The sequence below is a fragment of the Pseudomonas putida genome, from assembly GCF_030159595.1.
GTDB classification, from domain to species: domain Bacteria; phylum Pseudomonadota; class Gammaproteobacteria; order Pseudomonadales; family Pseudomonadaceae; genus Aquipseudomonas; species Aquipseudomonas putida_AC.
In genome coordinates, this window is sequence record NZ_BSKJ01000001.1 from 423,681 (window position 1) to 447,742 (window position 24,062).

20 protein-coding genes are annotated in these 24,062 nt (G+C 62.4%); 7 read left to right on the forward strand and 13 right to left on the reverse strand.

Features of this window, described 5'->3' with window-relative positions:
• Positions 1 to 78 precede the first annotated feature (78 nt).
• Positions 79 to 573, forward strand: coding sequence for a RidA family protein (locus QQL85_RS01930; protein ID WP_284354949.1), 495 nt, complete (start codon positions 79 to 81; stop codon positions 571 to 573).
• Positions 574 to 626: 53 nt separating this feature from the next.
• Here the strand turns inward: QQL85_RS01930 and gltS are convergent, their stop codons facing one another.
• From gltS to arcD (QQL85_RS01965), 7 genes are all read right to left on the reverse strand, one after another.
• Complete coding sequence (gene gltS, locus QQL85_RS01935; RefSeq protein ID WP_284354950.1) at positions 627 to 1,832, reverse strand: sodium/glutamate symporter; 1,206 nt, start codon at positions 1,830 to 1,832, stop codon at positions 627 to 629.
• A 127-nt stretch (positions 1,833 to 1,959) separates the two neighbouring features.
• A complete protein-coding gene (locus tag QQL85_RS01940) occupies positions 1,960 to 3,468 on the reverse strand; it encodes a sigma-54-dependent transcriptional regulator (protein ID WP_284354951.1) in 1,509 nt (502 codons plus the stop codon).
• 82 nt (positions 3,469 to 3,550) lie between these two features.
• Positions 3,551 to 3,919, reverse strand: a complete 369-nt coding sequence (locus QQL85_RS01945) for a DUF5064 family protein (RefSeq protein WP_284354952.1) — start codon at positions 3,917 to 3,919, stop codon at positions 3,551 to 3,553.
• Positions 3,920 to 3,975: 56 nt separating this feature from the next.
• Positions 3,976 to 4,905, reverse strand: coding sequence for a carbamate kinase (gene arcC, locus QQL85_RS01950; protein ID WP_284354953.1), 930 nt, complete (start codon positions 4,903 to 4,905; stop codon positions 3,976 to 3,978).
• Between the two features lie 70 nt (positions 4,906 to 4,975).
• Positions 4,976 to 5,986, reverse strand: coding sequence for an ornithine carbamoyltransferase (locus QQL85_RS01955; protein ID WP_284354954.1), 1,011 nt, complete (start codon positions 5,984 to 5,986; stop codon positions 4,976 to 4,978).
• Positions 5,987 to 6,055: 69 nt separating this feature from the next.
• Entirely contained in the window at positions 6,056 to 7,309 is a 1,254-nt protein-coding gene (gene arcA / locus QQL85_RS01960) for an arginine deiminase (RefSeq protein WP_284354955.1), read from the reverse strand.
• 33 nt (positions 7,310 to 7,342) lie between these two features.
• On the reverse strand, positions 7,343 to 8,770 hold the full coding sequence (gene arcD, locus QQL85_RS01965; protein WP_284354956.1) for an arginine-ornithine antiporter: 1,428 nt from the start codon (positions 8,768 to 8,770) through the stop codon (positions 7,343 to 7,345).
• A gap of 435 nt (positions 8,771 to 9,205) precedes the next feature.
• Here arcD (QQL85_RS01965) and arcD (QQL85_RS01970) point away from each other — a divergent pair, with 435 nt between their 5' ends.
• A complete protein-coding gene (arcD, locus tag QQL85_RS01970) occupies positions 9,206 to 10,633 on the forward strand; it encodes an arginine-ornithine antiporter (RefSeq protein WP_284354957.1) in 1,428 nt (475 codons plus the stop codon).
• Here arcD (QQL85_RS01970) and QQL85_RS01975 read toward each other — a convergent pair.
• The 6 genes from QQL85_RS01975 to gap all read right to left on the reverse strand — a co-directional run bounded on the left by QQL85_RS01975 (position 10,613) and on the right by gap (position 17,348).
• A complete protein-coding gene (locus QQL85_RS01975; RefSeq protein ID WP_284354958.1) occupies positions 10,613 to 11,026 on the reverse strand; it encodes a YbaN family protein in 414 nt (137 codons plus the stop codon). The two genes, arcD (QQL85_RS01970) and QQL85_RS01975, sit on opposite strands and share 21 nt — an antisense overlap.
• A 54-nt stretch (positions 11,027 to 11,080) precedes the next feature.
• Complete coding sequence (locus QQL85_RS01980; protein ID WP_264316854.1) at positions 11,081 to 11,674, reverse strand: biliverdin-producing heme oxygenase; 594 nt, start codon at positions 11,672 to 11,674, stop codon at positions 11,081 to 11,083.
• A gap of 203 nt (positions 11,675 to 11,877) precedes the next feature.
• On the reverse strand, positions 11,878 to 14,466 hold the full coding sequence (locus tag QQL85_RS01985; RefSeq protein ID WP_284354959.1) for a TonB-dependent receptor: 2,589 nt from the start codon (positions 14,464 to 14,466) through the stop codon (positions 11,878 to 11,880).
• 126 nt (positions 14,467 to 14,592) lie between these two features.
• The gene (locus QQL85_RS01990; protein WP_284354960.1) at positions 14,593 to 15,555 is read right to left on the reverse strand and encodes a FecR family protein; all 963 of its coding nucleotides are present in this window, start codon (positions 15,553 to 15,555) and stop codon (positions 14,593 to 14,595) included.
• Between the two features lie 88 nt (positions 15,556 to 15,643).
• Positions 15,644 to 16,156, reverse strand: a complete 513-nt coding sequence (locus QQL85_RS01995) for an RNA polymerase sigma factor (protein ID WP_284354961.1) — start codon at positions 16,154 to 16,156, stop codon at positions 15,644 to 15,646.
• Positions 16,157 to 16,346: 190 nt separating this feature from the next.
• Positions 16,347 to 17,348, reverse strand: coding sequence for a type I glyceraldehyde-3-phosphate dehydrogenase (gene gap, locus QQL85_RS02000; protein ID WP_284354962.1), 1,002 nt, complete (start codon positions 17,346 to 17,348; stop codon positions 16,347 to 16,349).
• 264 nt (positions 17,349 to 17,612) lie between these two features.
• Between gap and edd the strand changes: the two genes are divergently transcribed.
• From edd to QQL85_RS02025, 5 genes are all read left to right on the forward strand, one after another.
• Entirely contained in the window at positions 17,613 to 19,439 is a 1,827-nt protein-coding gene (gene edd, locus QQL85_RS02005) for a phosphogluconate dehydratase (protein ID WP_284354963.1), read from the forward strand.
• Complete coding sequence (locus QQL85_RS02010) at positions 19,436 to 20,395, forward strand: glucokinase (protein WP_284354964.1); 960 nt, start codon at positions 19,436 to 19,438, stop codon at positions 20,393 to 20,395. The genes edd and QQL85_RS02010 overlap by 4 nt, the downstream gene beginning before the upstream one ends.
• 70 nt (positions 20,396 to 20,465) lie before the next feature.
• The gene (gene gltR / locus QQL85_RS02015; RefSeq protein WP_284354965.1) at positions 20,466 to 21,191 is read left to right on the forward strand and encodes a two-component system response regulator GltR; all 726 of its coding nucleotides are present in this window, start codon (positions 20,466 to 20,468) and stop codon (positions 21,189 to 21,191) included.
• Positions 21,172 to 22,626, forward strand: a complete 1,455-nt coding sequence (locus QQL85_RS02020; RefSeq protein WP_284354966.1) for an ATP-binding protein — start codon at positions 21,172 to 21,174, stop codon at positions 22,624 to 22,626. Before gltR ends, QQL85_RS02020 begins: the two co-directional genes overlap by 20 nt.
• Positions 22,627 to 22,771: 145 nt before the next feature.
• The gene (locus tag QQL85_RS02025; protein ID WP_284354967.1) at positions 22,772 to 24,058 is read left to right on the forward strand and encodes an ABC transporter substrate-binding protein; all 1,287 of its coding nucleotides are present in this window, start codon (positions 22,772 to 22,774) and stop codon (positions 24,056 to 24,058) included.
• The last annotated feature ends 4 nt before the right edge of the window (positions 24,059 to 24,062 follow it).

Consider the following 24,062-nt stretch of genomic DNA (forward strand, 5'->3'; position numbering starts at 1 on the left):
GCACACCAGGCGCAATGGAATGACCCGTGCGCGCATCGTCGATGCGTGCACATTTTTGGCAATCACCAGGAGAACAGTATGAAAGTGGCTTTCACGACCGCAGCAATGGCCGTGGCACTCGCGGGTGCCGGGAGCGTCCATGCACAAGAAATCGTGCGCCATGGCGCAGGTAGTTTCCCTATCTCAGCGGCTGTAGAGGTGCCCGCCGGGAGGACGGTCGTCTACCTGAGTGGTTCTGTCCCGTCGGTTATCCACCCTGACGCACCCAAGGACTCGCTGGAAGCCTACGGTGATACCAAGGCACAAACCATCAGTGTGCTTGGAAACATCCAGCAGCAGTTGAAAGAACTGGGCCTTGGTCTTGCCGACGTGGTGAAGATGCAAGTGTTCCTGGTGGGCGGGCCGGAGAACGGCGGGAAAATGGACTTCGACGGTTTCATGGCCGGCTATACCCAATTCTTCGGGCCAGCCGCCAAGCAGCCGGTCCTTCCTGCACGCTCGGCGTTCCAGATTGCCGGCTTGGCCGACCCTGCCTGGCGCGTCGAGATCGAAGTGACAGCGGTTCGTCCCTGAACCCAGGTGTGCGCCAGTCCTGGGCTAGCCATGCCCGGGACTGGCCGGTGGGTTTAGCCGGTGATAAACAACGGCAAGGCCAGGTACAGCTTGATCACGATCACGTTGATGATGTCGATGAAGAAGGCCCCCACCATCGGCACCACCAGAAAGGCAATGTGCGAGGCACCATAGCGCTGGGTCACCGCTTGCATGTTGGCAATCGCAGTGGGCGTTGCGCCCAGGCCGAAACCACAGTGCCCGGCAGCTAGCACCGCGGCATCATAGTTGCGGCCCATGACCCGGAACGTCACGAAGATCGCAAACAGTGCCATGACCATTGTTTGTGCGGCCAGCAGTACAAAGAACGGTAAAGCCAGTGCTGCCAGGTCCCACAGTTTGAGTGACATCAAGGCAATGGCCAGGAACAGCGACAAACTGACGTTGCCCAGTACCGAGACTTCCCGTTCGAATACATGATAAAAGCCGAACGCCGAAAGGCCGTTGCGCAACAATACACCCACGAAGAGTACGCAAACGAACGTCGGTAGTTCGAATGCCGTACCTTTCAGCAAACCGTTAAGTAGCGTACCGGCCAGTAAGCTGACGGCAATAAGTGCCAACGTTTCAATAAATGAAAACGACGTGATCAGTCGCTCTTTGTCCGGCTGCTCAAAGCCCTTGGGTAACTGCGGCACTTCTTCTTCCAGACCTGGGGTTTTGACACGCTTGATCAGCAACCGGGCGACCGGGCCACCAATCAAGCCGCCCAACACCAGGCCGAACGTGGCAGAGGCCAGTGCAAGTTCCGAGGCCGAAGCCAACCCAAACTTTTCAGTGAAGGTCGCGCTCCAGGCAGCGCCAGTGCCGTGGCCACCTGACAGGGTGATCGAGCCGGCCAGCAGGCCCATCAGTGGGTCGAGCCCCAATGCCGTTGCCAGCCCGATACCCATGGCGTTCTGAACCAGCAGCAAGCCCGTCACCACCAGCAGGAACACTGCAACCACGCGTCCGCCCTTCTTCAGGCTGGCAAAGTCTGCACTCAAACCGATGGTGGCGAAGAATGCCAGCATCAACGGTGTTTGCAACGAGGTATCGAACTGGACCTGTACATCGAAACTGCGCAATGCCAATAGTGACAGGGCAACGACCAAGCCGCCTGCAACCGGCTCCGGGATATTATAAGCGCGCAGGAAGCCAATACGTGCGACCAGACCGCGCCCCAGTAGCAGTACCAAGGAGGCGGCTACAAGTGTCCCGTAAAAATCGAGTTCAAACATCAGGGTACTCTTCGCTCAGGGTGACATGCAAAATTACAATGTCACCATTCTACGGCGAGCACTCCAGTCAATTGCGGTCGAGCGGCTAGGAAAAATCTGAATCAACCGTAAGTTTTGACGACAGGTGTCAGGGTTTCCCGGGTATTCCATATTTACGCAGTCGCTGGGCAATAGCGGTATGTGAAGTTTGCAAGCGCCCGGCCAACTGCCGCGTCGACGGGTAACTGGCATACAAACGCTGCAGCAACTCACGCTCGAAGTCGGCCACGGCCTGCTCCAGGCTGGCCACTTCGCCATCCTGCCCACGCGCCACCGAGGTGCCGGCGATGTCCAGGTCGCCGATGTCCACCAGGTTGTCCTCGCAGATGGCTGCTGCCCGGAAAATCACGTTCTGCAACTGGCGCACGTTGCCTGGCCAAGGGTTGGCCAGCAATGCGGAATGGGTGGCTGGAGTCAATCGGCAGGGCGGGCGCTGGATCTGCGTGCAGGCTTGCTGCATGAAGAAGTGTGCCAGCATCAGGATATCCTGGCCCCGGTCGCGCAGTGGCGGTACCTGCAAGTTGAGCACGTTCAGGCGGTAGAACAGGTCTTCGCGGAAGCTGCCATCGGCGACCATGCGCTCCAGGTCGCGGTGGGTGGCGCTGATGATGCGCACATCCACCTTCACTTCACGGTCACCGCCCACCCGGCGGAAGCTGCCATCGCTGAGAAAACGCAGCAGCTTGGCTTGCAGATACGGCGACATTTCGCCAATTTCGTCGAGGAACACCGTGCCCTGGTTGGCCAGCTCCATCAGCCCGGGCTTGCCGCCCCGTTGCGCGCCGGTAAACGCGCCAGGGGCGTAACCGAACAACTCGCTCTCGGCCAGGCTCTCGGGCAGCGCGGCGCAGTTCAGGGCCAGGAACGGTGCCGCGTGGCGGCTGCTGATGGCATGGCAGGCGCGGGCCACCAGTTCTTTGCCGGTGCCGGTTTCGCCATGCACCAGCAAGGGGGCATCCAGCGCCGCCACACGCAGGGCGCGGGCCTTGAGGGTGCGGATGGCGGGCGACTCGCCCAGCAAGGCATCGAAGCCTTCGGCGTGATCGTGGTGCAGGGCCGACAGGCGTTCGCCCATGCGCGAGGGTGGGTACAGCGTCAGCAGGCCACCTGCATTGGTGATCGGCATGGCATCCAGCAGCAGGCTCTGGCCGTTCAGTTGCATCTCGCGCATGGGCAGGTGGAAGTTGTTGTCCAGCAAGGCTTGCAGCAGCGCCGGGTCGCCAAACAGTTCACCCACCGAGCGCCCGGCGGATTCGCGGCCGCACAGTTCGATCAGCGCCGGGTTGGCCAGCAGCACCAGCCCTGCGCTGTCCACCGCCAGCACCGGGTCGCTCATGGCGGCCAGCAGGGCATCGAGCTGCAGGTGGCGGCGCTGGCCGGGCAGGATGTCGACCACGTCCACCGATTGCACGCCATGCACCTCGAAGAGCGCGTCGTGCAGTTCTTCGAGCACGGCGGGGCTGAGGGTAGGGGCGTCGATGTAGACGTTCGGCGGGACCATCTCCACGGCATCCAGGTTGAGGTTGCGGGCACCGAGCAGGGCGAGGACTTCCTGGGTGATGCCGACGCGGTCGATGAAGCTGACGTGGATGCGCATGGGGAGGGGGAGGTGGTGGCCGGGGAAGGCGGTAGTATGCCTCAACATCGCCGGGGCCGCTGTGCGGCCCCGGTTCTTGAAATCACTCCAGATGTTCAGGCTTGATCGGGTCGCCTGATTTCACATCGAGCTTTTCGCGAATGTCCGCGAACATATAGTCATAAAGCTTGTGTGGCGAGCTCAGGGTCTCGAATTTCTTCGGCGGCGCCAGATACGACTGTGCCTTGCGGGTCAGCAGCATGAGGAAGCTGGGCAAGACCTGGTCCTTGGGCAGGAAGAACTTTTCTTCCACTGGCTTGCCTTCGATGCTGCCATGCATGTGGAACTGAATACCTCTGCCTTCCTTGGGGTCCGACACTGCCTCGTACTCGATGTTCAGGTCATAGCTGTGGTCGGCATTGTTCAGCGCCGTGCGCTCGATATGTACATGACCGGGGTGGTACTGGGCCATGGCTAGCTCCTTTGGAAGGTAGAAAATGGCGGGCACCGTAAGCCCGCCGACTGCATTCAACGGTAGCTGATCCCAGGCTTCTCAGTGGAAACGCGGGTGCCGGCGATGCCCTTGACGATGTCCTCGATGTTCTCCAGCGAGCTGATCACCGCCACTTTGCCGGTGTTGCGGGCAAAGTCACTGGCGGCCTGTACCTTCGGCCCCATGGAACCGGCGGCAAAACCCAGGCGTTCAAGTTCGTCGGGATGGGCCTGGGCAATGGCTTTCTGTGTGGGTTTGCCCCAGTCAATGTAAGCCGCATCGACGTCAGTGGCGATAATCAGAAGGTCGGCTTCCAATTGCTCGGCCAGCAGTGCCGAGCACAGGTCCTTGTCGATGACCGCCTCGATGCCCTTGAGCTTGCGGTTTTCATCGTACATGGTGGGGATGCCGCCACCGCCAGCGCAAATCACGATGCTGCTCTTTTCCAGCAGCCACTTGATCGGGCGGATTTCGAAGATGCGCTTGGGTTTCGGGCTGGCCACCACACGGCGGTACTTGTCGCCATCGGCCTTGACCACCCAGCCCTTTTCCTTGGCCAGACGCTCGGCCTCTTCCTTGCTATAGACCGGGCCAATGAACTTGGTCGGGTCCTTGAAGGCGGGGTCGTTGGCGTCCACTTCCACCTGGGTCAGCAGGGTGGCGAACGGCACCTCGAAGGCCAGCAGGTTGCCCAACTCCTGTTCGATCATGTAGCCGATCATGCCCTCGGTTTCGGCACCCAGCACGTCCAGCGGGTAGGCCTCATCGGGTTTGTAGGACAGCGCCTGGAGCGACAGAAGGCCAACTTGTGGGCCGTTGCCGTGGGCGATGACCAGCTCGTTGCCGGGGTGGATCTTGGCGATCTGTTCGGTGGCGGTGCGGATATTGGCGCGCTGGTTCTCAGCGGTCATGGGCTCGCCGCGACGCAGCAGGGCGTTGCCGCCCAATGCAACAACGATACGCATGGGAATGTCCTTTGCATTTGCAGAAGAGGGGTACAGCTCGCCCCCCCCACAAGGGAGGCGAGCTGCTCCGTCAGAGGTCAGCCAGGGTCGAAACCAGGATCGCCTTGATGGTGTGCATGCGGTTTTCCGCCTGCTCGAAGGCGATGCAGGCTGGCGACTCGAACACGTCGTCGGTCACTTCGATGCCGTTGGCCAGGTCCGGGTACTGTTCGGCGATCTGCTTGCCGACCTTGGTATCGGAGTTGTGGAACGCCGGCAGGCAGTGCATGAACTTGGTCCGTGGGTTGCCGGTGGACTTCATCAGGTCGGCATTCACCTGGTAAGGCTTGAGCTGCTTGATGCGCTCACCCCAGGCTTCAATCGGCTCGCCCATCGATACCCACACGTCGGTATGGACAAAGTCCACACCCTTGACCGCTGCTTTCGGGTCTTCGGTGAGGGTGATGCGGGCGCCGCTTTCTTCAGCGTATTGCTTGCAGCGCTCGACCAGGTCGTCATGCGGCCACAGCGCCTTGGGCGCGGCAATACGTACGTCCATGCCGAGCTTGGCGCCAATCAGCAGCAGCGAGTTACCCATGTTGTTGCGGGCGTCGCCCAGGTAGGCGTAGCTGATGTCGTGCAGCGGCTTGTCGCTGTTCTCGCGCATGGTCAGCACGTCGGCGATCATCTGGGTGGGGTGGTACTCATCGGTCAGGCCGTTGAACACTGGCACGCCGGCGAACTTGGCCAGCTCTTCGACGATTTCCTGCTTGAAACCACGGTACTCGATGGCGTCGTACATGCGCCCGAGCACGCGGGCGGTGTCCTTCATGCTCTCTTTGTGGCCGATCTGCGAGGAGTTGGGGTCGATGTAGGTAACGTTGGCGCCCTGGTCATAGGCAGCCACTTCGAAGGCACAGCGGGTACGGGTGGACGTTTTTTCGAAGATCAGGGCGATGTTGTTGCCCTTCAGGTGCTGCTGCTCGGTGCCGGTGTACTTGGCGCGCTTGAGGTCGCGGGACAGGTCCAGCAGGTAGCGCAACTCGCGCGTGGTGTGGTGTTCCAGGCTGAGCAGGTTGCGGTTGTGAATATTGAACGCCATGACTTTTCTCCTTGAGTTTGGTGAACGCACCGGCCGCCGCTTTGTGAGGGCGGCCGGGGGTAATGGGCGTTAGTAGTCGATTGGGTCGCGCACGATCGGGCAGGTCATGCAGTGGCCGCCGCCCCGGCCCCGGCCCAGTTCGCCGGCGCTGATGGTGATGACCTCGATGCCGGCCTTGCGCAGCAGGGTATTGGTGTAGGTGTTGCGGTCGTAGCCGATGACCACGCCCGGCTCCAGGGCCACCACGTTGTTGCCGTCATCCCACTGTTCGCGCTCGGCGGCGAAGCTGTTACCGCCGGTCTCGACCACGCGCAGCTTGACCCCCAACTGCTCGCCCACCACTTCGATGAACGACTTGTTGATGCGGCGTACGTCCATGCCGTAGGGCTTGCCTTCGTCCGGGCGAATGATGAACGGCACGATTTCGTTCACCACCTCCGGGAAGACCGTGACCAGGTCGCGGTCGCAGAAGCTGAACACGGTATCCAGGTGCATGGCGGCGCGGGATTTCGGCAGGCCGGCGACGATCACTTCCTTGACGGCACCCTTGGCGAACAGGTTCTGCGCCAGTTGGCCGATGGCCTGGCGCGAGGTGCGCTCGCCCATGCCGATCAGCACGATGCCCTTGCCGATCGGCATTACGTCACCGCCTTCGAGGGTGGCGTTGCCGTGGTCCTTGTCCGGGTCGCCGTACCACACCTGGAAGTCGGCGCCGGTGAATTCCTTGTGGAATTTGTAGATGGCGGTGGTCAGCAGGGTTTCCTGGCGTCGCGCCGGCCAGTACATCGGGTTCAGCGTCACGCCACCGTAGATCCAGCAGGTGGTGTCGCGGGTGAACTGGGTGTTGGGCAGCGGCGGCAGGATGAAACTGGAGTGGCCCAGGTAGTCGTTGTACATCTTGACCACGTCGGCGCCTTCGCTCTGTGGCAGGTCCTGGCCCGCCACACCGCCGATCAGGAACTCGGCCAGATGGCGCGGTTCAAGGCCTTCGAGCCAGCTGCGCACTTCGTTGGTCAGGCCCACACCCACGGTGTCGGGGGTGATCTTGCGGTCGAGGATCCACTTCAGGGCCTCTTTGTTCTGCACGATGTCGGTCAGCAGGTTGTGCATCTCCAGCACATCCACGCCGCGCTCGCGCATCTTGGTGACGAAGTCGAAATGGTCACGCTTGGCCTGGTCGACCCAGATTACATCGTCGAACAGCAGTTCGTCACAGTTGCTCGGCGTCAGGCGCTTGTGCGCCAGGCCCGGCGAGCAAACCATCACTTTGCGCAGTTTGCCGGCTTCGGAGTGGACACCGTACTTCTGTTTTTCAGCGGACATGGTTTCATTCCTCCAATTGAACGAAGACGTGGGTCAAAGGGTCAGGAAGCCGTCGTACAGGCCAAAGGCTGCCACCAGGGCGCCGACGACCACGGCTGCGAAGATCAGTTTTTCCACGTTGGTGAAAACGGGCTGGCCTACCTCACGCTTGGCCTTGGCGAACAGGATGGCGCCAGGTGCGTAGAGCAGGGCCGAGAGCAGCAGGTATTTCACGCCGCCGGCGTACAGCAGCCAGATGGCGTACAGCAGAGCGATACCACCGATGATCAGGTCTTTCTTGCGTTCGGCCAGGGCCTGTTCGTAGGTTTCGCTGCGCAGTGCCAGCAAGAAGGCGTAAGCCGCCGACCACAGGTAAGGCACCAGGATCATCGAGGTGGCGAGGTAGATCAGTGACAGGTAGGTGCTGTTGGAGAACAGCGTGATGATCAGGAAGATCTGCACCATGGCGTTGGTCAGCCACAGGGCGTTGGCCGGCACCTGGTTGGCGTTTTCGCGGCGCAGGAACTCGGGCATGGTGTGGTCCTTGGCGGCGGCGAACATGATCTCGGCGCACAGCAGCACCCACGACAGCAGGGCCCCCAGCAGCGAGATGATCAGACCGACGCTGATCAGCACCGCGCCCCAGTGGCCGACCACATGTTCCAGCACGGCCGCCATCGACGGGTTCTGCAGCTTGGCCAGTTCCGGTTGGGTCATGATGCCCAGCGACAGTACGTTGACCAGCACCAGGAACAGCAGCACGGTGACGAAGCCGATGACCGTGGCCTTGCCCACGTCAGAGCGTTTTTCCGCCCGTGACGAGAAGATGCTCGCGCCCTCGATGCCGATGAACACCCACACGGTGACCAACATCATGTTGCGCACCTGGTTCATCACACTGCCCAGCTCTGGCGTACCCAAGGCCCAGATATCGGCGGTGAAGATGTCGAGCCTGAAGGCGAACAGGCAGATCAGGGCGAACAACACCAGCGGCACCACTTTGGCCACGGTAGTGACCAGGTTGATGAATGCCGCTTCCTTGATGCCGCGCAGCACCAGGAAGTGCACCGCCCACAACAGGATCGACGCGCCAACGATGGCGGCCGGCGTGTTGCCTTCACCGAAGATCGGGAAGAAGTAGCCCAGGGTGCTGAACAGCAGCACGAAGTAACCGACGTTGCCCAGCCAGGCACTGATCCAGTAGCCCCAGGCCGAGGAAAAGCCCATGTAGTCCCCAAACCCGGCCTTGGCGTAGGCATACACCCCGCCATCCAGGTCAGGCTTGCGGTTGGCCAGGGTCTGGAACACAAAGGCCAGGGTCAGCATGCCGACAGCCGTGATGCCCCAGCCGATCAGCACAGCACCAACCCCAGCGCTGGCGGCCATGTTTTGCGGCAGCGAGAAGATCCCGCCACCAATCATCGAGCCGACGACAAGTGCAACTAACGCGCCGAGCTTTAGTTTTCCGGATGTATCAGACATTTAACAACTCCTGCCAGGAGAAAGTTGACGTAAGAATAAATCTGACGCCTTTGCCGTAACCTGACTTGTGTCAGTTTAAGGCGACGTGAAGGTGGGAATTTTCCTTCACGGTGCTCCTGGAGAGTGCCGACAGCTTAAGCTGCAGGCCTTGCGCGCTGGCACCTCCATGTCTTTCTAGAGCAAACGCTCTGTTCAGCCTGCGATGCTTGAAGCTAGCCGTTTTTGCCGCTTTCGCAAATTTTTCACAAGAATTTCGAGTTTTATCAGTTTCTTTTCTAGTTGCCGCACAGCTGCTAGTTTTTACAGAGAGGGTGCATAGACAAAGCGGTTATTAGTGCTATAGCTTCAACGCCATGGTTCATTATAAGTGACAGCATTTATATGGCCCTCAAGGCCGTTTCAAACGCATGACAGCGGATGAAAAAAGGGAGGCTCATGAGCGAACCGGGACAGAAGCTGCGCCTGGGCGCGCTGATCGCGCTGGTGGTCGGCTCGATGATTGGTGGCGGGATCTTCTCGCTGCCACAGAATATGGCCGCGCGTGCCGATGTAGGGGCGGTGCTGATCGGCTGGAGCATTACCGCTGTCGGCATGCTGGCGCTGGCCTTCGTGTTCCAGACCCTCGCCAATCGCAAGCCGGAGCTGGATTCTGGGGTGTATGCCTACGCCAAGGCCGGCTTTGGGGACTACATGGGCTTTTCCTCGGCCTGGGGCTACTGGATCAGTGCCTGGCTGGGCAACGTCGGTTACTTCGTGCTGCTGTTCAGCACCCTGGGCTTCTACTTTCCGGTCTTCGGCGAAGGCAACACCCCGATTGCCATTGGCTGTGCCTCGCTGCTGTTGTGGGCGGTGCACTTCCTGGTGCTGCGCGGCATCAAGGAAGCGGCGTTCATCAACCAGGTGACCACCGTGGCCAAGGTGGTGCCGTTGCTGATGTTCGTGGTGATTGCGGCGTTCGCCTTCCGCGCCGATATCTTCACCCGTGACATCTGGGGCCTGAGCAACCCGCAGTTCGGCAGCGTGCTGGAGCAGGTGCGCAACATGATGCTGGTGACCGTGTTCGTGTTCATCGGTATCGAGGGTGCCAGCGTGTATTCCGGGCGCGCCCAGCACCGCTCGGACGTGGGCAAGGCCACGGTCATCGGGTTTGTTGGCGTGCTGGCGCTGCTGGTGTTGGTCAACGTGCTGTCGCTGGGGGTGATGACCCAGCCGGAACTTGCCGGGTTGCAAAACCCGTCACTGGCCTCGGTGCTGGAGCATATCGTCGGCCCATGGGGCGCCTTGTTGATCAGTCTCGGCCTGGCGGTGTCGTTGCTCGGCGCCTTGCTGTCATGGGCGCTGCTGTGTGCCGAGATCCTGTACGCGACGGCGCGGGACAAGACCATGCCGCGCTTTCTGGCCAAGGAAAACGCCAACCATGTGCCGGCCAATGCGCTGTGGCTGACCAACTGCATGATCCAGGGCTTCTTGCTGATTACGCTGTTCTCGGCCGGTACCTACACCAGCCTCATCTACCTGGCCTCGTCGATGATTCTGGTGCCTTACCTGTGGTCAGCGGCCTATGCCGTGCTGCTGGCGGTGCGTGCAGAAACATACGCCGGGCAGCCGGGCCTGCGCCGCAAGGACTTGCTGGTGGCGCTGGTTGCCCTGTTGTATGCCGTGTGGCTGCTGTACGCGGGTGGGCTGAAGTACCTGCTGCTGTCGGCCCTGCTGTATGCCCCGGGCGTGATCCTGTTCGCAAGGGCCAAGCACGAGCAGGGGCAAGCGTTGTTCACTGCCTGGGAAAAGCTGATTTTCGCCGCTGTGCTGGTAGGGGCCGCGCTGGCAGCCTACGCCCTGTACTCAGGGTTGCTGAGCTTGTGAGGGAGCAGGGCAGGTGTGCTCTGGGCGTGACCAGATCCACAGGTTGCCCAGGGTCATGCCGGCGATTGCCAGGAACACCGGCCAGTGGTGTTCCAGAAACGTCAGCATCAGGCCTGCGCACAGCAGCATGCTGATGGTCGCGCTTACCTTGGCCCGGCGTTGGATCACCTTGCCATTGCGCCAGTTATAAAGGATTGGCCCGAACAGCCGGTGGTTCTCCAGCCAGGCAGACAGGCGCGGCGAGCTGCGGGTCGCCGCCCAGGCCGCCAGCAGGATGAATTCGGTGGTTGGCAAGCCGGGAATCACAATGGCGACCAAGCCTACCCCCAGGCTCACATAAGCCAGGATTCCATACAACAGGCGGGCGAGTTTCGAGCGGGCAGGTCGGGTCATGGTCTCACTGCATAAAACGGTTCGGCCACCGGTAGGGTGGCCGGGTACGGCGTATCAGACCAGCGCGGCATCCGCCGCATAGGCGTGCTTGAGCAGCTCGGTGAAGCGCTCGAAGGCGGCGACTGCACCGCGTTCGGCAGCGGCTTCCTCTTCGGCCGACAATTCCAGGCCATCAAGGATACGCGTGAACTGCTTCCAGCCCTCGGCACGGCCACCGGCAGGCTCGCCCAGGTGACGGGCACCGAAGCTGTCGGACAGTTCCAGGGCCACGGCACGCTTGATCAGAAACGCAGCGCCCAGTTTGGAGCCTTCGGAGACGAAGATCCAGCCCATTGCCTCGCCCAGGCTCGGGTTGCCCACGGCACCCGGCACGGCGGCTGGCACTTCGGTGTCGAGGTCAGCGAGGTCCAGGCGGGCCTGGTCGGCGCGGCAGCGCTCGGCCAGGTCGGGGACGATGGCGATCAGTTGCGGGTCGTTGTACAGGGCTTGTAGCTCGGACTGGAACAGGTACTGGGCAACGACGAAACGGGCGAAGCTTTCACGGCTGTCGAAAGGCGCGTGGGACTTGACCAGGGCATCCAGCTCGGCGTGGGGGGCGTGGGTGATCTGGTTCAGGCGCTGGGAGCGCAGGGCTGGGCGTTCGGTCATGGGGGCAATCCTTGGAAAAAGGGGCGTCTAGATACAAGACGAAACAGCGGGGGCGGTACAGTAAAAAAAGCCGGTATTTGTGTTGCCAGGACCGGCCTCTTCGCGGGCAAGCCCGCTCCCACAGGTTCAACGTTGGCCTTGGGCCTGTGATATTCCTGTGGGAGCGGGCTTGCCCGCGAAGAGGCCGGTACAGGCGAGTGGAATCAGATATCCCACACCACATTGATACCGAAGTTGCGCCCTGGCATGGTCAGGCGGTCGATGTTGGCCGGCTGGGTCACAGCCGCTTCACCCTGGCCGTCGTAGCTGCGCACCGAGTCCCACTGCCAGTACTTCTTGTCGGTGAGGTTGTACAGGCCGGCGTTGATGGTGACGTCGTCGGTGACCTTGTAATAGCCGGTCAGGTCCAGCACGCCGTAGCCCGGGGTACGGAACTTCGAGGTCGAGCCGTCAGGCGAGTAGAAGGTGCTGTCGTCGACACGGGTCTTGCGCTTGACCAGCGTCCAGCTCAGCAGGCCGCCATAGTTCTGCTGCTCGTAACCCAGGCCGAACACGCCTTTCAGCGGATTGACGCTGTTCAGCGGCTCTCCGGTGTCATCGTTGCGGCCGTAGGTGTAGGCAATCGAGCCCTGGGTATACAGGCCTTGCGGCGCACCGAAGTGGTCGAGGTTCAGGCGGCCCTTGACCTCGGCACCTTTGATGGTGGCGTGCTTGATGTTGTTGGCCTGGAAGGTCTGTTCCAGGTTGGCGCTTTGCACGGCGTCTTCATCGATGAAGTCGCGGTACTTGTTGTAGAACACCGCCACGTCGAAGTTACCAGCGTCGAAGTTGCCACGCAGGCCGGTTTCGTAGCTTTTGCTCTTCTCCGGTTCAAGGTTCGGATTGCCCTCTACACGGTAGCCTTGCTCGATATTTTCGAAGCGACCGTACATGGCCTTGGCGGTCGGGGTGCGGAAGCCTTCGGCATACTGGCCGTACCAGGTGTAGTTGTCGTTGAAGGCGTAGGTCAGGCCGAATTTGGGCGAGACGCGATGCCACTTCTTGTCCGAATCGTCCTGGGAGGTAGGCGCCGTGCCGGTGGACGCCAGGCCACGCAGGAATTCGTCGGTGAACTTGGGTTCCATGCGCGTGTAGTCGTAGCGCGCGCCTGGCATGAAGGTCCAGTTGTTCCAGCGGATCTCATCCTGCACGAACAGGCTGTAGGTGTTCACGGTCGGGTCCGGGAAGTCGCTGACCAGTGTCTGGCCGTCTGCCGGGCGGTCGGCGCCGATGGCGGTGCAACCAGAGCCAATGGTCAGGCAGGTGCCGGTGCCGCTGCGCGAACCGGTGACTTTTTCATGTTTGAGCGTGGTGCCATAAGTCAGCAGGTGGTCGGTCGCGCCGATGCTGAAAGCCTTGTCCAACTGAGCGTCGAACACCCACTGGCGGTCCTTGTAGGTGGTGTCGCGGGTACGCAGCACCTGGCGGCCAGGCGGTGCGTAGACTTCCTCGGTGTGCTGGTCGGTCTTGGCGATCTGGTAGTTCAGGCTCCACTTCACATGGTCGGCGACCAGCGAGTCCAGGCCGAATTCGTGATTGATGCCGAAACGCTCGCGGGTGATGGTGTCGTTGCCATTACGCGCCTTGTAGTAGCCCATGCCGCCAAAGCCAGGAATGAACGGCCCGCCCACCGCGCTGAGGATGTTCTGGTCGCGGTCATCCTTGTAGCGTTCGTAGGTGAAGCCCAGGCGCGCGTCGTCGGCATAGTTCCAGCCCAGCTTGGCCAGCACGTTGGTGGTGCGCACGTCCATCGGGTTGGCTTCGGTGCGCGACAGGCCGTCACCGCTGTGGCTGCCGTGGGTTTCGGTCTCGTGACCGTTGCGCTGGCTCAGGTGCAGCAGGCCATCGAAATCGCCCTCGCGGCCGGCAACGGTAGCGGAGGTCAACCAGCTTTCATCAGCCGAGCTGTAGCCGGTTTTCAGGCGCGCGCCCACGTCCTTGCCAGGCTTGATGATGTCGTCTGGGTCGAGGGTGAAGTAGCTTACGGCGCCGCCGATGGCGTTGCTGCCGTACAGCACCGAGGCAGGGCCGCGGAGGATTTCCACGCGCTTGACGATTTCCGGGTCGACGTAGTTGCGCTGAGTCTGGGCGTAGGGGCCGTAAAAGAAACTGTCCGGGATCGACACGCCGTCAACCTGGGTGAGGATCCGCTCACCGTCGATACCGCGGATGTTGTAGCCGTTCAGGCCGCTGCGCTGGCCGGTACCAGCCACAGACACGCCTGGCTCGTAGCGGACCAGGTCCTGGATGTTGTTGACGTTCTGCCGGTCCAGTTGTTCGCGGGTCTGCACGCTGACGGTGCTCGGCACCTGGCTGACGTCCTGTGCGCTACGCGTGGCGCTGACGGTCACCTGCTGCAGGGCGATCACATTGCTGCTGGCCTGGCGTTCGAGTACCACATTGCCGTTGCTGATCTTGCGATAACCCAGGCCGGTACCCTGTAGCAGGCGCTTGAGCGCAGCTTCTGGCGGCAACGCGCCCTGCACCCCTGGCGAGGCCACGCCGTCGGCCAGTTCGGCGCTGAAACCGACCTGCCAGCCGGTGACCTGGCTGAAGGCGTTGATCGCTGACACGAGCGGCTGCTGGCCGATACTGAAGCGGTACTCACCCATGCGCGGGCTGCTGGCCTGGGCCGGTTCGGCAGCCAGCGCTGGCAGGCTGCAGGCGCCGCTGGCGAGCAGGGCCAGGGTCAAGAGGGACAGTTGCCCTGTACGGCGGGGAAGGGTGGACGAGCGGGTAAGACCAGTGGACATCGGAAGCGCTCCCAGATGCGCGGACTGTTATAGGTGATGGCTGTTCTCGTTTTCAAACAAGAATCAGTTGCATTGGCTATAACGAGACGGGCGGGGTAGCGCGATCGCGTAAAAATAATTTCGCGGTCAGTTCAGGATGACCAAGGCGGGATACTCATGCAGCTGTGCCGAGGTGATATGGGCCAGTGCGCGCAGGGTTTCCAGCGGCTGGTCGAGCCGGTAGTTGCCGGTAACGGCAACGTCTTCCAACTGCGCGTTGCGGTTGATGATCCAGCCTGGGTAGTAGCGCCGCACTTCGGCAAGCACCTGGCTCAACGGGCAGTTCTCGAACACCAGGCGGCCATCGACCCAGGCCAGGTCCTTGTGCATGTCGGGGCGCTGGCGCTGGCCAAAGCCTTGCGGGCCGACGCTGATGCTGTCACCGGCACTCAAACGGATACGCTGGTCGCGTGCGCCCTGCAAGTCGACATCGCCGCGTTGCACCCGCACCTGGGCCTCGCCATCGAGGTAGCGCACGGCAAAATCGGTGTCGCGTACCTGTGCGCGCAACGGCCCGGCCTCTACCTCAAGTGGCAGCAGCGCGCCCTCGGGTATCTGGAAGTAGGCCTCACCCTGCAGCAGTCGGGCGACCTGGTGGCCGTCCCGGCGGTCGCTGGCAAATGCCGAGTTGGTGTTGAGCAGCACTTTCGAGCCGTCTTCCAGTTGCAGGCGCTGGCGCTCGCCTACCACAGTCAGGTGGTCGGCCTGCAAGCGGGTGGGCAGGTTGCCGACGGTGAACAGCCCGACCAGCAGCACTGCGGCGGTGGCCAAAGGTTTCCAGTGGCTGCGCAGGCGCCCGCGCCACGAACGGCGTTGCTGCTGGTGCAGTTGCGTGGCTACCTGGTGCAATGGCGTACCGTTCCACAGTGCCTCTGCCTCGACATAGGCCTCGGCGTTTTCCGGCGCGGCGCTCAGCCAGGCTTCGAAGGCCTGGGTGTCCTCGGCATTGGCGCATTGCAGGCGCACCAGCCAGTCCAGCGCCTCGTCCATGGCACGAGCACGGGCGCTGGGCCCGGCAGGTGACGGGCGTGGGGCGGGGCTGTGAGTCACGGTGAGTCCTTGAATGGTTTTTCGCGAATGATCAAGGCTAAGGCGGGGTGTGGCAAGGGCTTTGCGTAACCGCCGGGCTGGGCTGGGCTCACTTGAGGCGGTCGGCGACACCCATGCAGATTGCCATGATCAGTTTCAGCTCCTTCTGGACCGTGCTGGGTGACACATTCAGTTGTTCGGCAATTTCCGGGTAGGTGGCGCCATGCAGGCGGCTGAGGATGAAAATGCGCTGCTGGCGCTCGCTCAGCTGGTTGAGGCTGACGCTCAAGTGCTTGAGCAACTGCTCGGCATGTGCGGCATCCTCACTGCTGGTAGCGGGCGCGGCCACGCTGTGCAGGACCTCGTCGGGCACGTCGTCGACCAGCATGCGGGCCTGTACCCGGCGTGCGCGCAGATGGTCCAGCGCCAGGTTGCGCGCGGTCTGGAACACGAACGGCTCGATATGCTCGATGGGCCGCTCACCCAGGGCGCGGGAAACCCGCAGGTAGGTTTCCTGCAGCAGGTCTTCGGCCGTACTGGGGTTACCGACCATGCGCTGCAAGGTGCGCAGCAGGGTAAGGCGCTGGACGAGGAAGACGGAGTTGAACCGGGACTGACTCACGGGGGGACCTGGCCGACGAAAGGTTAATGATAATGCTTATCATCTATGCCGGAGGTCAAGTGTGAGAATGTTAAGAAAAGGTAAAGATTGTGAATGGCGTGTGTATGACGGCGGACATCCTGTGCTTTTGAGATCGAGCGCCGCGCGGGCGGCGCTCGATCTCATAGGCGCCGAAGATGCTGTGCCCGGCTCAGCGGGCCTGGCACAACGCCAAACAGTTATCCAGCATCCGATTGCTGAACCCCCACTCATTGTCATACCAGGCCAGCACCTTGAGCATGCGCCCGTTGGCCCGGGTATGGTTGGCATCGAAAATGGACGACAGCGGGTTGTGGTTGAAATCGCAGGAAACCAACGGCAAGGCGTTGTAGCCCAATACCTTGGAATGCTTGCTGGCGTCGAGGAACAACTGGTTGACCTGCTCGGCCGTGGCCTCGCGCTTGAGGTTGACGGTGAGGTCCACCAGCGACACGTTGATCACCGGCACCCGCACCGCCATGCCGGTCAGCTTGCCGGCCAGCTCCGGCAGCACCAGTCCTACGGCTTCGGCGGCGCCGGTTTTGCTCGGGATCATCGACTGGGTGGCCGAGCGCGCGCGGTACGGGTCGCTGTGGTACATGTCGGTCAGCACCTGATCGTTGGTGTAGGCGTGAATGGTGGTCATCAGGCCTTGTTCGATGCCGAACTCGCGGTGCAGCACCTGGGCGATCGGCGCCAGGCAGTTGGTGGTACAGGAGGCGTTGGAAATGACCTGGTGCGAGGCCCGCAGGATGTCATGGTTGACGCCGTACACCACGGTGGCATCGGCGCCCTTGGCCGGCGCTGAGACAATCACCTTGCCAGCCCCTGCGGTAAGGTGCGCAGCGGCCTTGGCGCGGTCGGTGAACAGCCCGGTGCACTCGAACACCACGTCGATCGCTTCGGCCTTCCAGGGCAACTCGGCCGGATTGCGGATGGCACTGACCGCGATACGGTCACCATTGACCGTCAGGCTTTCGTGGCCGGCCTCGACCGTGGCGTCGAAGGTGCCGTGTACGCTGTCGTACTTGAGCAGGTGGGCATTCATGGCGCTGTCGCCCAGGTCGTTGATGGCGACGACCTGCAGGTCCTGGCGGTAGCCTTGGGTATACAGTGCGCGCAGGACGTTGCGCCCGATGCGGCCGAATCCATTGATGGCGATGCGTAGGGTCATGGCAGTACCTCTGGCAGTCCGAGTGAAACCTGTGGCAAAAAGGAGCTTCACTGAAACGGTTTTGTTGTTGGAATTACAAGATTATTCACTGGCCGATAGAAAACAAGCCTTTTTAGTGGCAGTATTTTGTTTAAACATACAACGAGTGGTTGGGCGATGTGCCTCCACCGATGCAGCGGGCTCCTTACCTTGAGCCTAGGCCGCAATCGTTTGGAGGGGAAATGCCTGGTAAACCGCCCTTACAATTAGCCTGGAGTCCAGTACATGCATCCGCGCATCCTTGAGGTCACCCAGCGGCTGATCGAACGCAGCCGTGCCACCCGCGAACGCTACCTTCAGCTGATTCGCGGCGCGGCCAGTGAAGGCCCCATGCGTGCCAGCTTGCAGTGCGCCAACTTCGCCCATGGCGTGGCGGGTTGCGGCAGCGAGGACAAGCAGACCCTGCGCCTGATGAACGCGGCCAACGTGGCCATCGTCTCGGCCTACAACGACATGCTGTCTGCCCACCAGCCGTACTTGCACTTCCCCGAGCAGATCAAGCAGGCCCTGCGTGAAGTCGGTTCGGTCGGCCAGTTCGCCGGTGGCGTGCCGGCCATGTGCGACGGCGTGACCCAGGGCGAGCCGGGGATGGAGCTGGCCATCGCCAGCCGTGAAGTCATCGCCATGTCCACTGCGGTAGCGCTGTCGCACAACATGTTCGATGCCGCGCTCATGCTGGGCATCTGCGACAAGATCGTCCCCGGACTGATGATGGGGGCGCTGCGCTTCGGCCACCTGCCGACCCTCTTCGTGCCAGGCGGGCCGATGGTTTCCGGCATCTCCAACAAGCAGAAGGCCGATGTGCGCCAGCGCTATGCCGAAGGCAAGGCCAGCCGCGAAGAGCTGCTGGAGTCGGAGATGAACTCCTACCATAGCCCTGGCACCTGCACCTTCTACGGCACCGCCAACACCAACCAGCTGGTGATGGAAGTGATGGGCCTGCACCTGCCGGGTGCCTCGTTCGTCAACCCGTATACCCCGCTGCGCGATGCACTCACTGCCGAAGCCGCGCAGCAGGTCACGCGCATGACCAAGGCCAGTGGCAACTTCATGCCGCTGGGCGAAATCGTCGACGAAAAGGCACTGGTCAACTCCATCGTTGCCCTGCACGCCACAGGCGGCTCGACCAACCACACCCTGCACATACCGGCGATTGCCCAGGCTGCGGGTATTCAGCTGACCTGGCAGGACATGGCCGACTTGTCCGAGGTGGTGCCGACCCTGTCGCACGTCTACCCCAACGGCAAGGCCGACATCAACCACTTCCAGGCGGCTGGCGGCATGGCCTTCCTGATCCGCGAGCTGCTGGATGCCGGGCTGCTGCACGAGGACGTCAACACCGTGGCCGGCCACGGCCTGCGCCGCTACACCCAGGAGCCGTTCCTCGACAACGGCAAGCTGGTGTGGCGCGAAGGGCCGCAGCAGAGCCTGGACGAAACCATCCTGCGCCCGGTGGCGCGGCCGTTCTCGGCCGAAGGTGGCCTGCGGGTGATGGAGGGTAACCTGGGCCGTGGCGTGATGAAGGTGTCTGCCGTGGCCCCTGAGCACCAAGTGGTCGAGGCCCCGGCGCGGGTGTTCCACGATCAGCAGTCGCTGGCCGACGCGTTCAAGGCTGGCGAACTGGAGTGTGACTTCGTTGCCGTGGTGCGATTCCAGGGCCCGCGTTGCAATGGCATGCCCGAACTGCACAAGCTCACGCCATTCCTTGGTGTACTGCAGGACCGTGGATTCAAAGTGGCGCTGGTTACCGACGGGCGCATGTCCGGTGCCTCGGGCAAGATCCCGGCAGCCATCCATGTATGCCCCGAAGCCTATGACGGCGGCCCGCTGGCGCGGGTGCGCGATGGTGATATCGTGCGGGTCGACGGTGTCGAAGGCACGCTGCGGGTGATGGTGTCGGCCGAAGCGCTGGCCAGCCGCGACCTGCCACCGGCGCCCCAAGGCAACGACCTGGGCTGCGGGCGCGAGCTGTTCGGCTTCATGCGCATGGCGTTCAGCCCGGCAGAGCAGGGCGCCAGTGCCTTCACCTCGGCCCTGGAGAACCTCAAATGAAGGGCCTGCTGGTTGGCGACATCGGTGGCACCAATGCCCGTTTTGCGTTGTGGCGTGACAACCAGCTGCATGAGGTCAACGTCTTCGCCACGGCGGATTACACCAGCCCGGAGCAGGCCATCGAAGCCTATCTGGAAAGCCAGGGTATTGCCCGCGGCGGCCTGGCGGCGGTGTGCCTGGCAGTAGCCGGGCCGGTCGATGGCGATGAGTTCCGCTTCACCAACAACCACTGGCGCCTGAGCCGCGTGGCCTTCTGCAAGACCTTGCAGGTCGAGCGGCTGCTGCTGATCAACGATTTCACCGCCATGGCGCTGGGCATGACCCGCCTGCGGGAAGGCGAGTACCGCGACGTGTGCCCAGGCCTGGCCGACCCATCGAGGCCGGCGCTGGTGATCGGGCCAGGTACTGGCCTGGGCGTGGGGTCGCTGCTGCGCCTGGGCGAACAGCATTGGCAAGCCTTGCCGGGAGAGGGCGGGCATGTCGACCTGCCGGTGGGCAATGCCCGCGAAGCGGCGATCCACCAGCAGATCCACGGGCAGATCGGCCATGTCAGTGCCGAGACCGTGCTCAGTGGCGGTGGCCTGGTGCGGCTGTACCAGGCAATCTGTGCGCTGGATGGCGATACACCCAGGCACAAAACCCCGGCGCAGATTACCGACGCAGCGCTGGGTGGTGAGCCACGGGCGCTGGCGGTGGTCGAGCAGTTCTGCCGGTTCCTTGGACGTGTGGCGGGTAACAATGTGCTGACGCTGGGCGCGCGGGGCGGGGTCTACATTGTTGGCGGCGTGATCCCGCGTTTTGCCGAACTGTTCCTGCGTAGCGGGTTTGCCGCGAGCTTTGCCGACAAGGGCTGCATGAGTGGCTACTTTGCCGGGGTGCCGGTGTGGCTGGTGACGGCGGAGTTTTCCGGGTTGCTGGGGGCTGGCGTGGCCTTGCAGCAAGCGCTGGATCACTGACTGGGGCCGCAAAGCGGCCTCAATAAAAACAGGCAATGAAGACCTGTGAATAACAAGAGGACGGACCACCTTGAGCACGGCCGGCAAATCGATACTGATGGTCGACGACGACCAGGAAATCCGCGAACTGCTGCAAACCTACCTGAGCCGATCCGGCTTCCAGGTGCATGCCGAAGCCGACGGCAAGGGCTTTCGCCGCGCGCTGGAGACCACTCCCTGCGACCTGGTCATCCTCGACGTCATGCTCCCTGACGAAGACGGCTTCAGCCTGTGCCGCTGGGTACGCCAGCACCCGCGGCAGGCACGGGTACCCATCATCATGCTCACTGCCAGCTCCGACGAAACCGACCGGATCATTGGCCTGGAACTGGGCGCTGACGACTACCTGGGCAAACCCTTCAGCCCGCGCGAACTGCAAGCGCGGATCAAGGCCCTGTTGCGTCGCACCGAATTCGGCCAGGCGGCGCCGGGCAGTGCTGTGCTGGCCTTCGATGACTGGCGCCTGGACACAGTCAGCCATCGGCTGTTCCACCGCGATGGCGAAGAGGTGATCCTCTCCGGCGCCGATTTTGCCCTGCTCAAGCTGTTCCTCGACCACCCGCAGCAGATTCTCGACCGCGACACCATCGGCAACGCTACGCGTGGCCGCGAGCCGATGCCGCTGGACCGCATCGTCGACATGGCGGTCAGCCGCTTGCGCCAGCGCTTGCGTGATACCGACAAACCCCCTCGGCTGATCCGCACGGTGCGTGGCAGCGGCTACCTGTTGGCGACGCATGTCTGCAATGCGCCCTGAGCGGCGTTGGCGCGTGCTACCACGTTCGCTACTGGGGCGCATGCTGCTGCTGACGTTGCTGGTGGTGCTGCTGGCCCAGGGCCTGTCGAGCATCATCTGGGTGGCCCAGTTGCGTGCCAGCCAGTTGCAGGGGCTGCGCGCCAGCGCCAGCAGCCTGGCCCACTCGATGAGCGCCAGTGTCAGTTACTTTCGCTCGCTGCCTGTGGCCTATCGGCCGATGGTGCTTGACCAGTTGCGCAGCATGGGCGGCACGCGCTTTTTCGTCTCGCTCAACGCCAAGCCGCTGGAGATGCCCGTGCTGCCCATCACCCCACGCAAGCAGGCGGTGGTCGATGTATTCCAGCAGGTGCTGCACGAACGGCTGGGCTCGCAGATGGACATCTCTGTCGAGTTTGTCGCGCCCGATGACCTGCGCATTTTCAACAGCGGCTTGAAGCTCGACGAGCTGCCACGCTCCTGGGCGCATTACTCGCTGACCCTGGAGCCGCTCAACCCACCTGTGCTGGTAACGCAGATCCGCTTGGGCGAGGGCGAGTGGCTGTACATCGCCTCGCTGCTGCCCGAGCCCTATACCAGCCTTGAGGCCGAACGCCTGCCACGCCAGCAGATCGGTTTCATCGTGCTCACCACCGCCATGCTGCTGTTGTTCATCGGTTTGCTGGTGCACTGGCAGAGCTGGCCGCTCAAGCGCCTGGCACGGGCCGCGCGGGAGATGTCGCTGGGCGCCGATGTGGCGCCGGTGGCTGAAGGCGGCGGCAGTGAGGTGGTCGAGGTGGGCCGGGCGTTCAACAGCATGCGCGAGCGTATCAGCCGTTACCTGACTGAACGTAGTCAGCTGTTCAGCGCCATTTCCCACGACTTGCGCACACCCATCACGCGGCTGCGCCTGCGCGTCGAACTGCTGGAGGATGAGCGTCTGCAGGCCAAGTTCAGTCAGGACCTGGATGAACTGGAACTGCTGGTGAAAGGCGCCCTGCAGTGTGTGAAAGACACCGATATTCACGAAAACATCGAGCCGGTGGACCTCAACCAGGTGCTGGAAATACTGGCCGAGCCCTATCTGCGTGATGGCCGCATCACGGTTGAAGGCCGGGCGCTGGCGCCATACCCCGGCAAGCCGCTGGCGCTACGGCGCTGCATTGGCAACCTGATCGACAACGCCATCAAGTATGGCGAGCGTGCGCGGCTGCGCATCATCGACAGTGCCGAGGGGGTTGTGCTGCAGGTGGATGACCAGGGGCCGGGTGTGCCGCAGCAGCAGCTGGAGCAGGTTTTCGAGCCGCATTTTCGCCTGGCCGGGCAGCAGCAGGGTTATGGGCTTGGGCTGGGGATTGCCCGCAACATCGCTCACAGCCACGCGGGCGAGGTGAGCTTGCTGAACCTGAGAGACGGTGGGTTGCGGGTGACCTTGTATCTGCCACGCGGCATGGAGTGAATCGTTGTGTGGCCTGTACCGGCAATGTAACCAAACGATGACATTCACGCATCGCTTCGTTACCTGCCGAGGTGGGCACGCTGTTTAGACTTCATGCAACGCAAGCGATCGACTTGCACGGCATAACAACAAGAAAGGTGCTTCGATGAATTCCACGCTCCGTCTCGCTGCCGCAATCTCCCTGGCTTCCCTACTTCCGCTCAGTGCCCAGGCTGCCGAACCCAAAGGCAGTGTCGAGGTGGTGCACTGGTGGACCTCAGGGGGTGAAAAAGCGGCCGCCGATGTGCTCAAGGCCCAGGTCGAAAAAGACGGCTTCATGTGGAAGGATGGCGCCGTTGCTGGCGGAGGCGGTGCCACGGCCATGACCGTGCTCAAGAGCCGCGCCGTGGCCGGCAACCCACCCGGTATTGCACAGATCAAAGGCCCGGACATCCAGGACTGGGCGGCAACCGGCTTGCTGGACGCCGATGTGCTCAAGGATGTGGCCAAGGCAGAAAAATGGGACTCGCTGCTCGACAAGAAGGTCGCCGACACCGTGAAGTACGACGGTGACTACGTCGCCGTACCGGTAAACATCCACCGTACCAATTGGCTGTGGATCAACCCGGAAGTCTTCAAGAAGGCCGGTATCGACAAGGCGCCCGTCACCCTCGACGAATTCTATGCCGCCGCCGACAAGCTCAAGGCCGGAGGTTTCATCCCGCTTGCCCATGGCGGCCAGCCGTGGCAGGACAGCACCGTGTTCGAAAGCGTGGTGCTGTCGGTCATGGGCACTGAAGGGTACAAGAAGGCCATGGTCGACCTCGACAGCGCCGCACTGACCGGTCCGGACATGGTCAAGGCGCTGACTGAGCTGAAAAAGGTCGCCACCTACATGGACCCGGATGGCAAAGGCCAGGACTGGAACCTGGAAGCGGCCAAGGTCATCAATGGCAAGGCCGGCATGCAGATCATGGGCGACTGGGCCAAGAGCGAGTGGACCCTGGCGAAGAAAACCGCCGGCAAGGATTACCAGTGCGTGCCGTTCCCCGGCACCGAAAAGGCCTTCCTCTACAACATCGATTCGCTGGTGGTGTTCAAGCAGAACAACCCCGGCACGTCCGCCGGCCAGCAGGACATTGCCCGCAAGGTGCTGGGTGAGGAATTCCAGAAGGTCTTCAGCACCAACAAAGGCTCGATCCCGGTGCGCAACGACATGCTCGCCGATATGGGCAAGTATGGTTTCGACGCCTGCGCGCAGGCGTCTGCCAAAGACTTCCTGGCGGATGCCAAAACCGGCGGCCTGCAGCCAAGCATGGCGCACAACATGGCCACCACGCTGGCCGTGCAGGGTGCGTTCTTCGATGTGGTGACCAACTACATCAACGACCCCAAGGCCGACCCGGCCGATGCGGCGAAGAAACTGGCGGCGGCGATCAAGGCTGCCCAGTAACCGC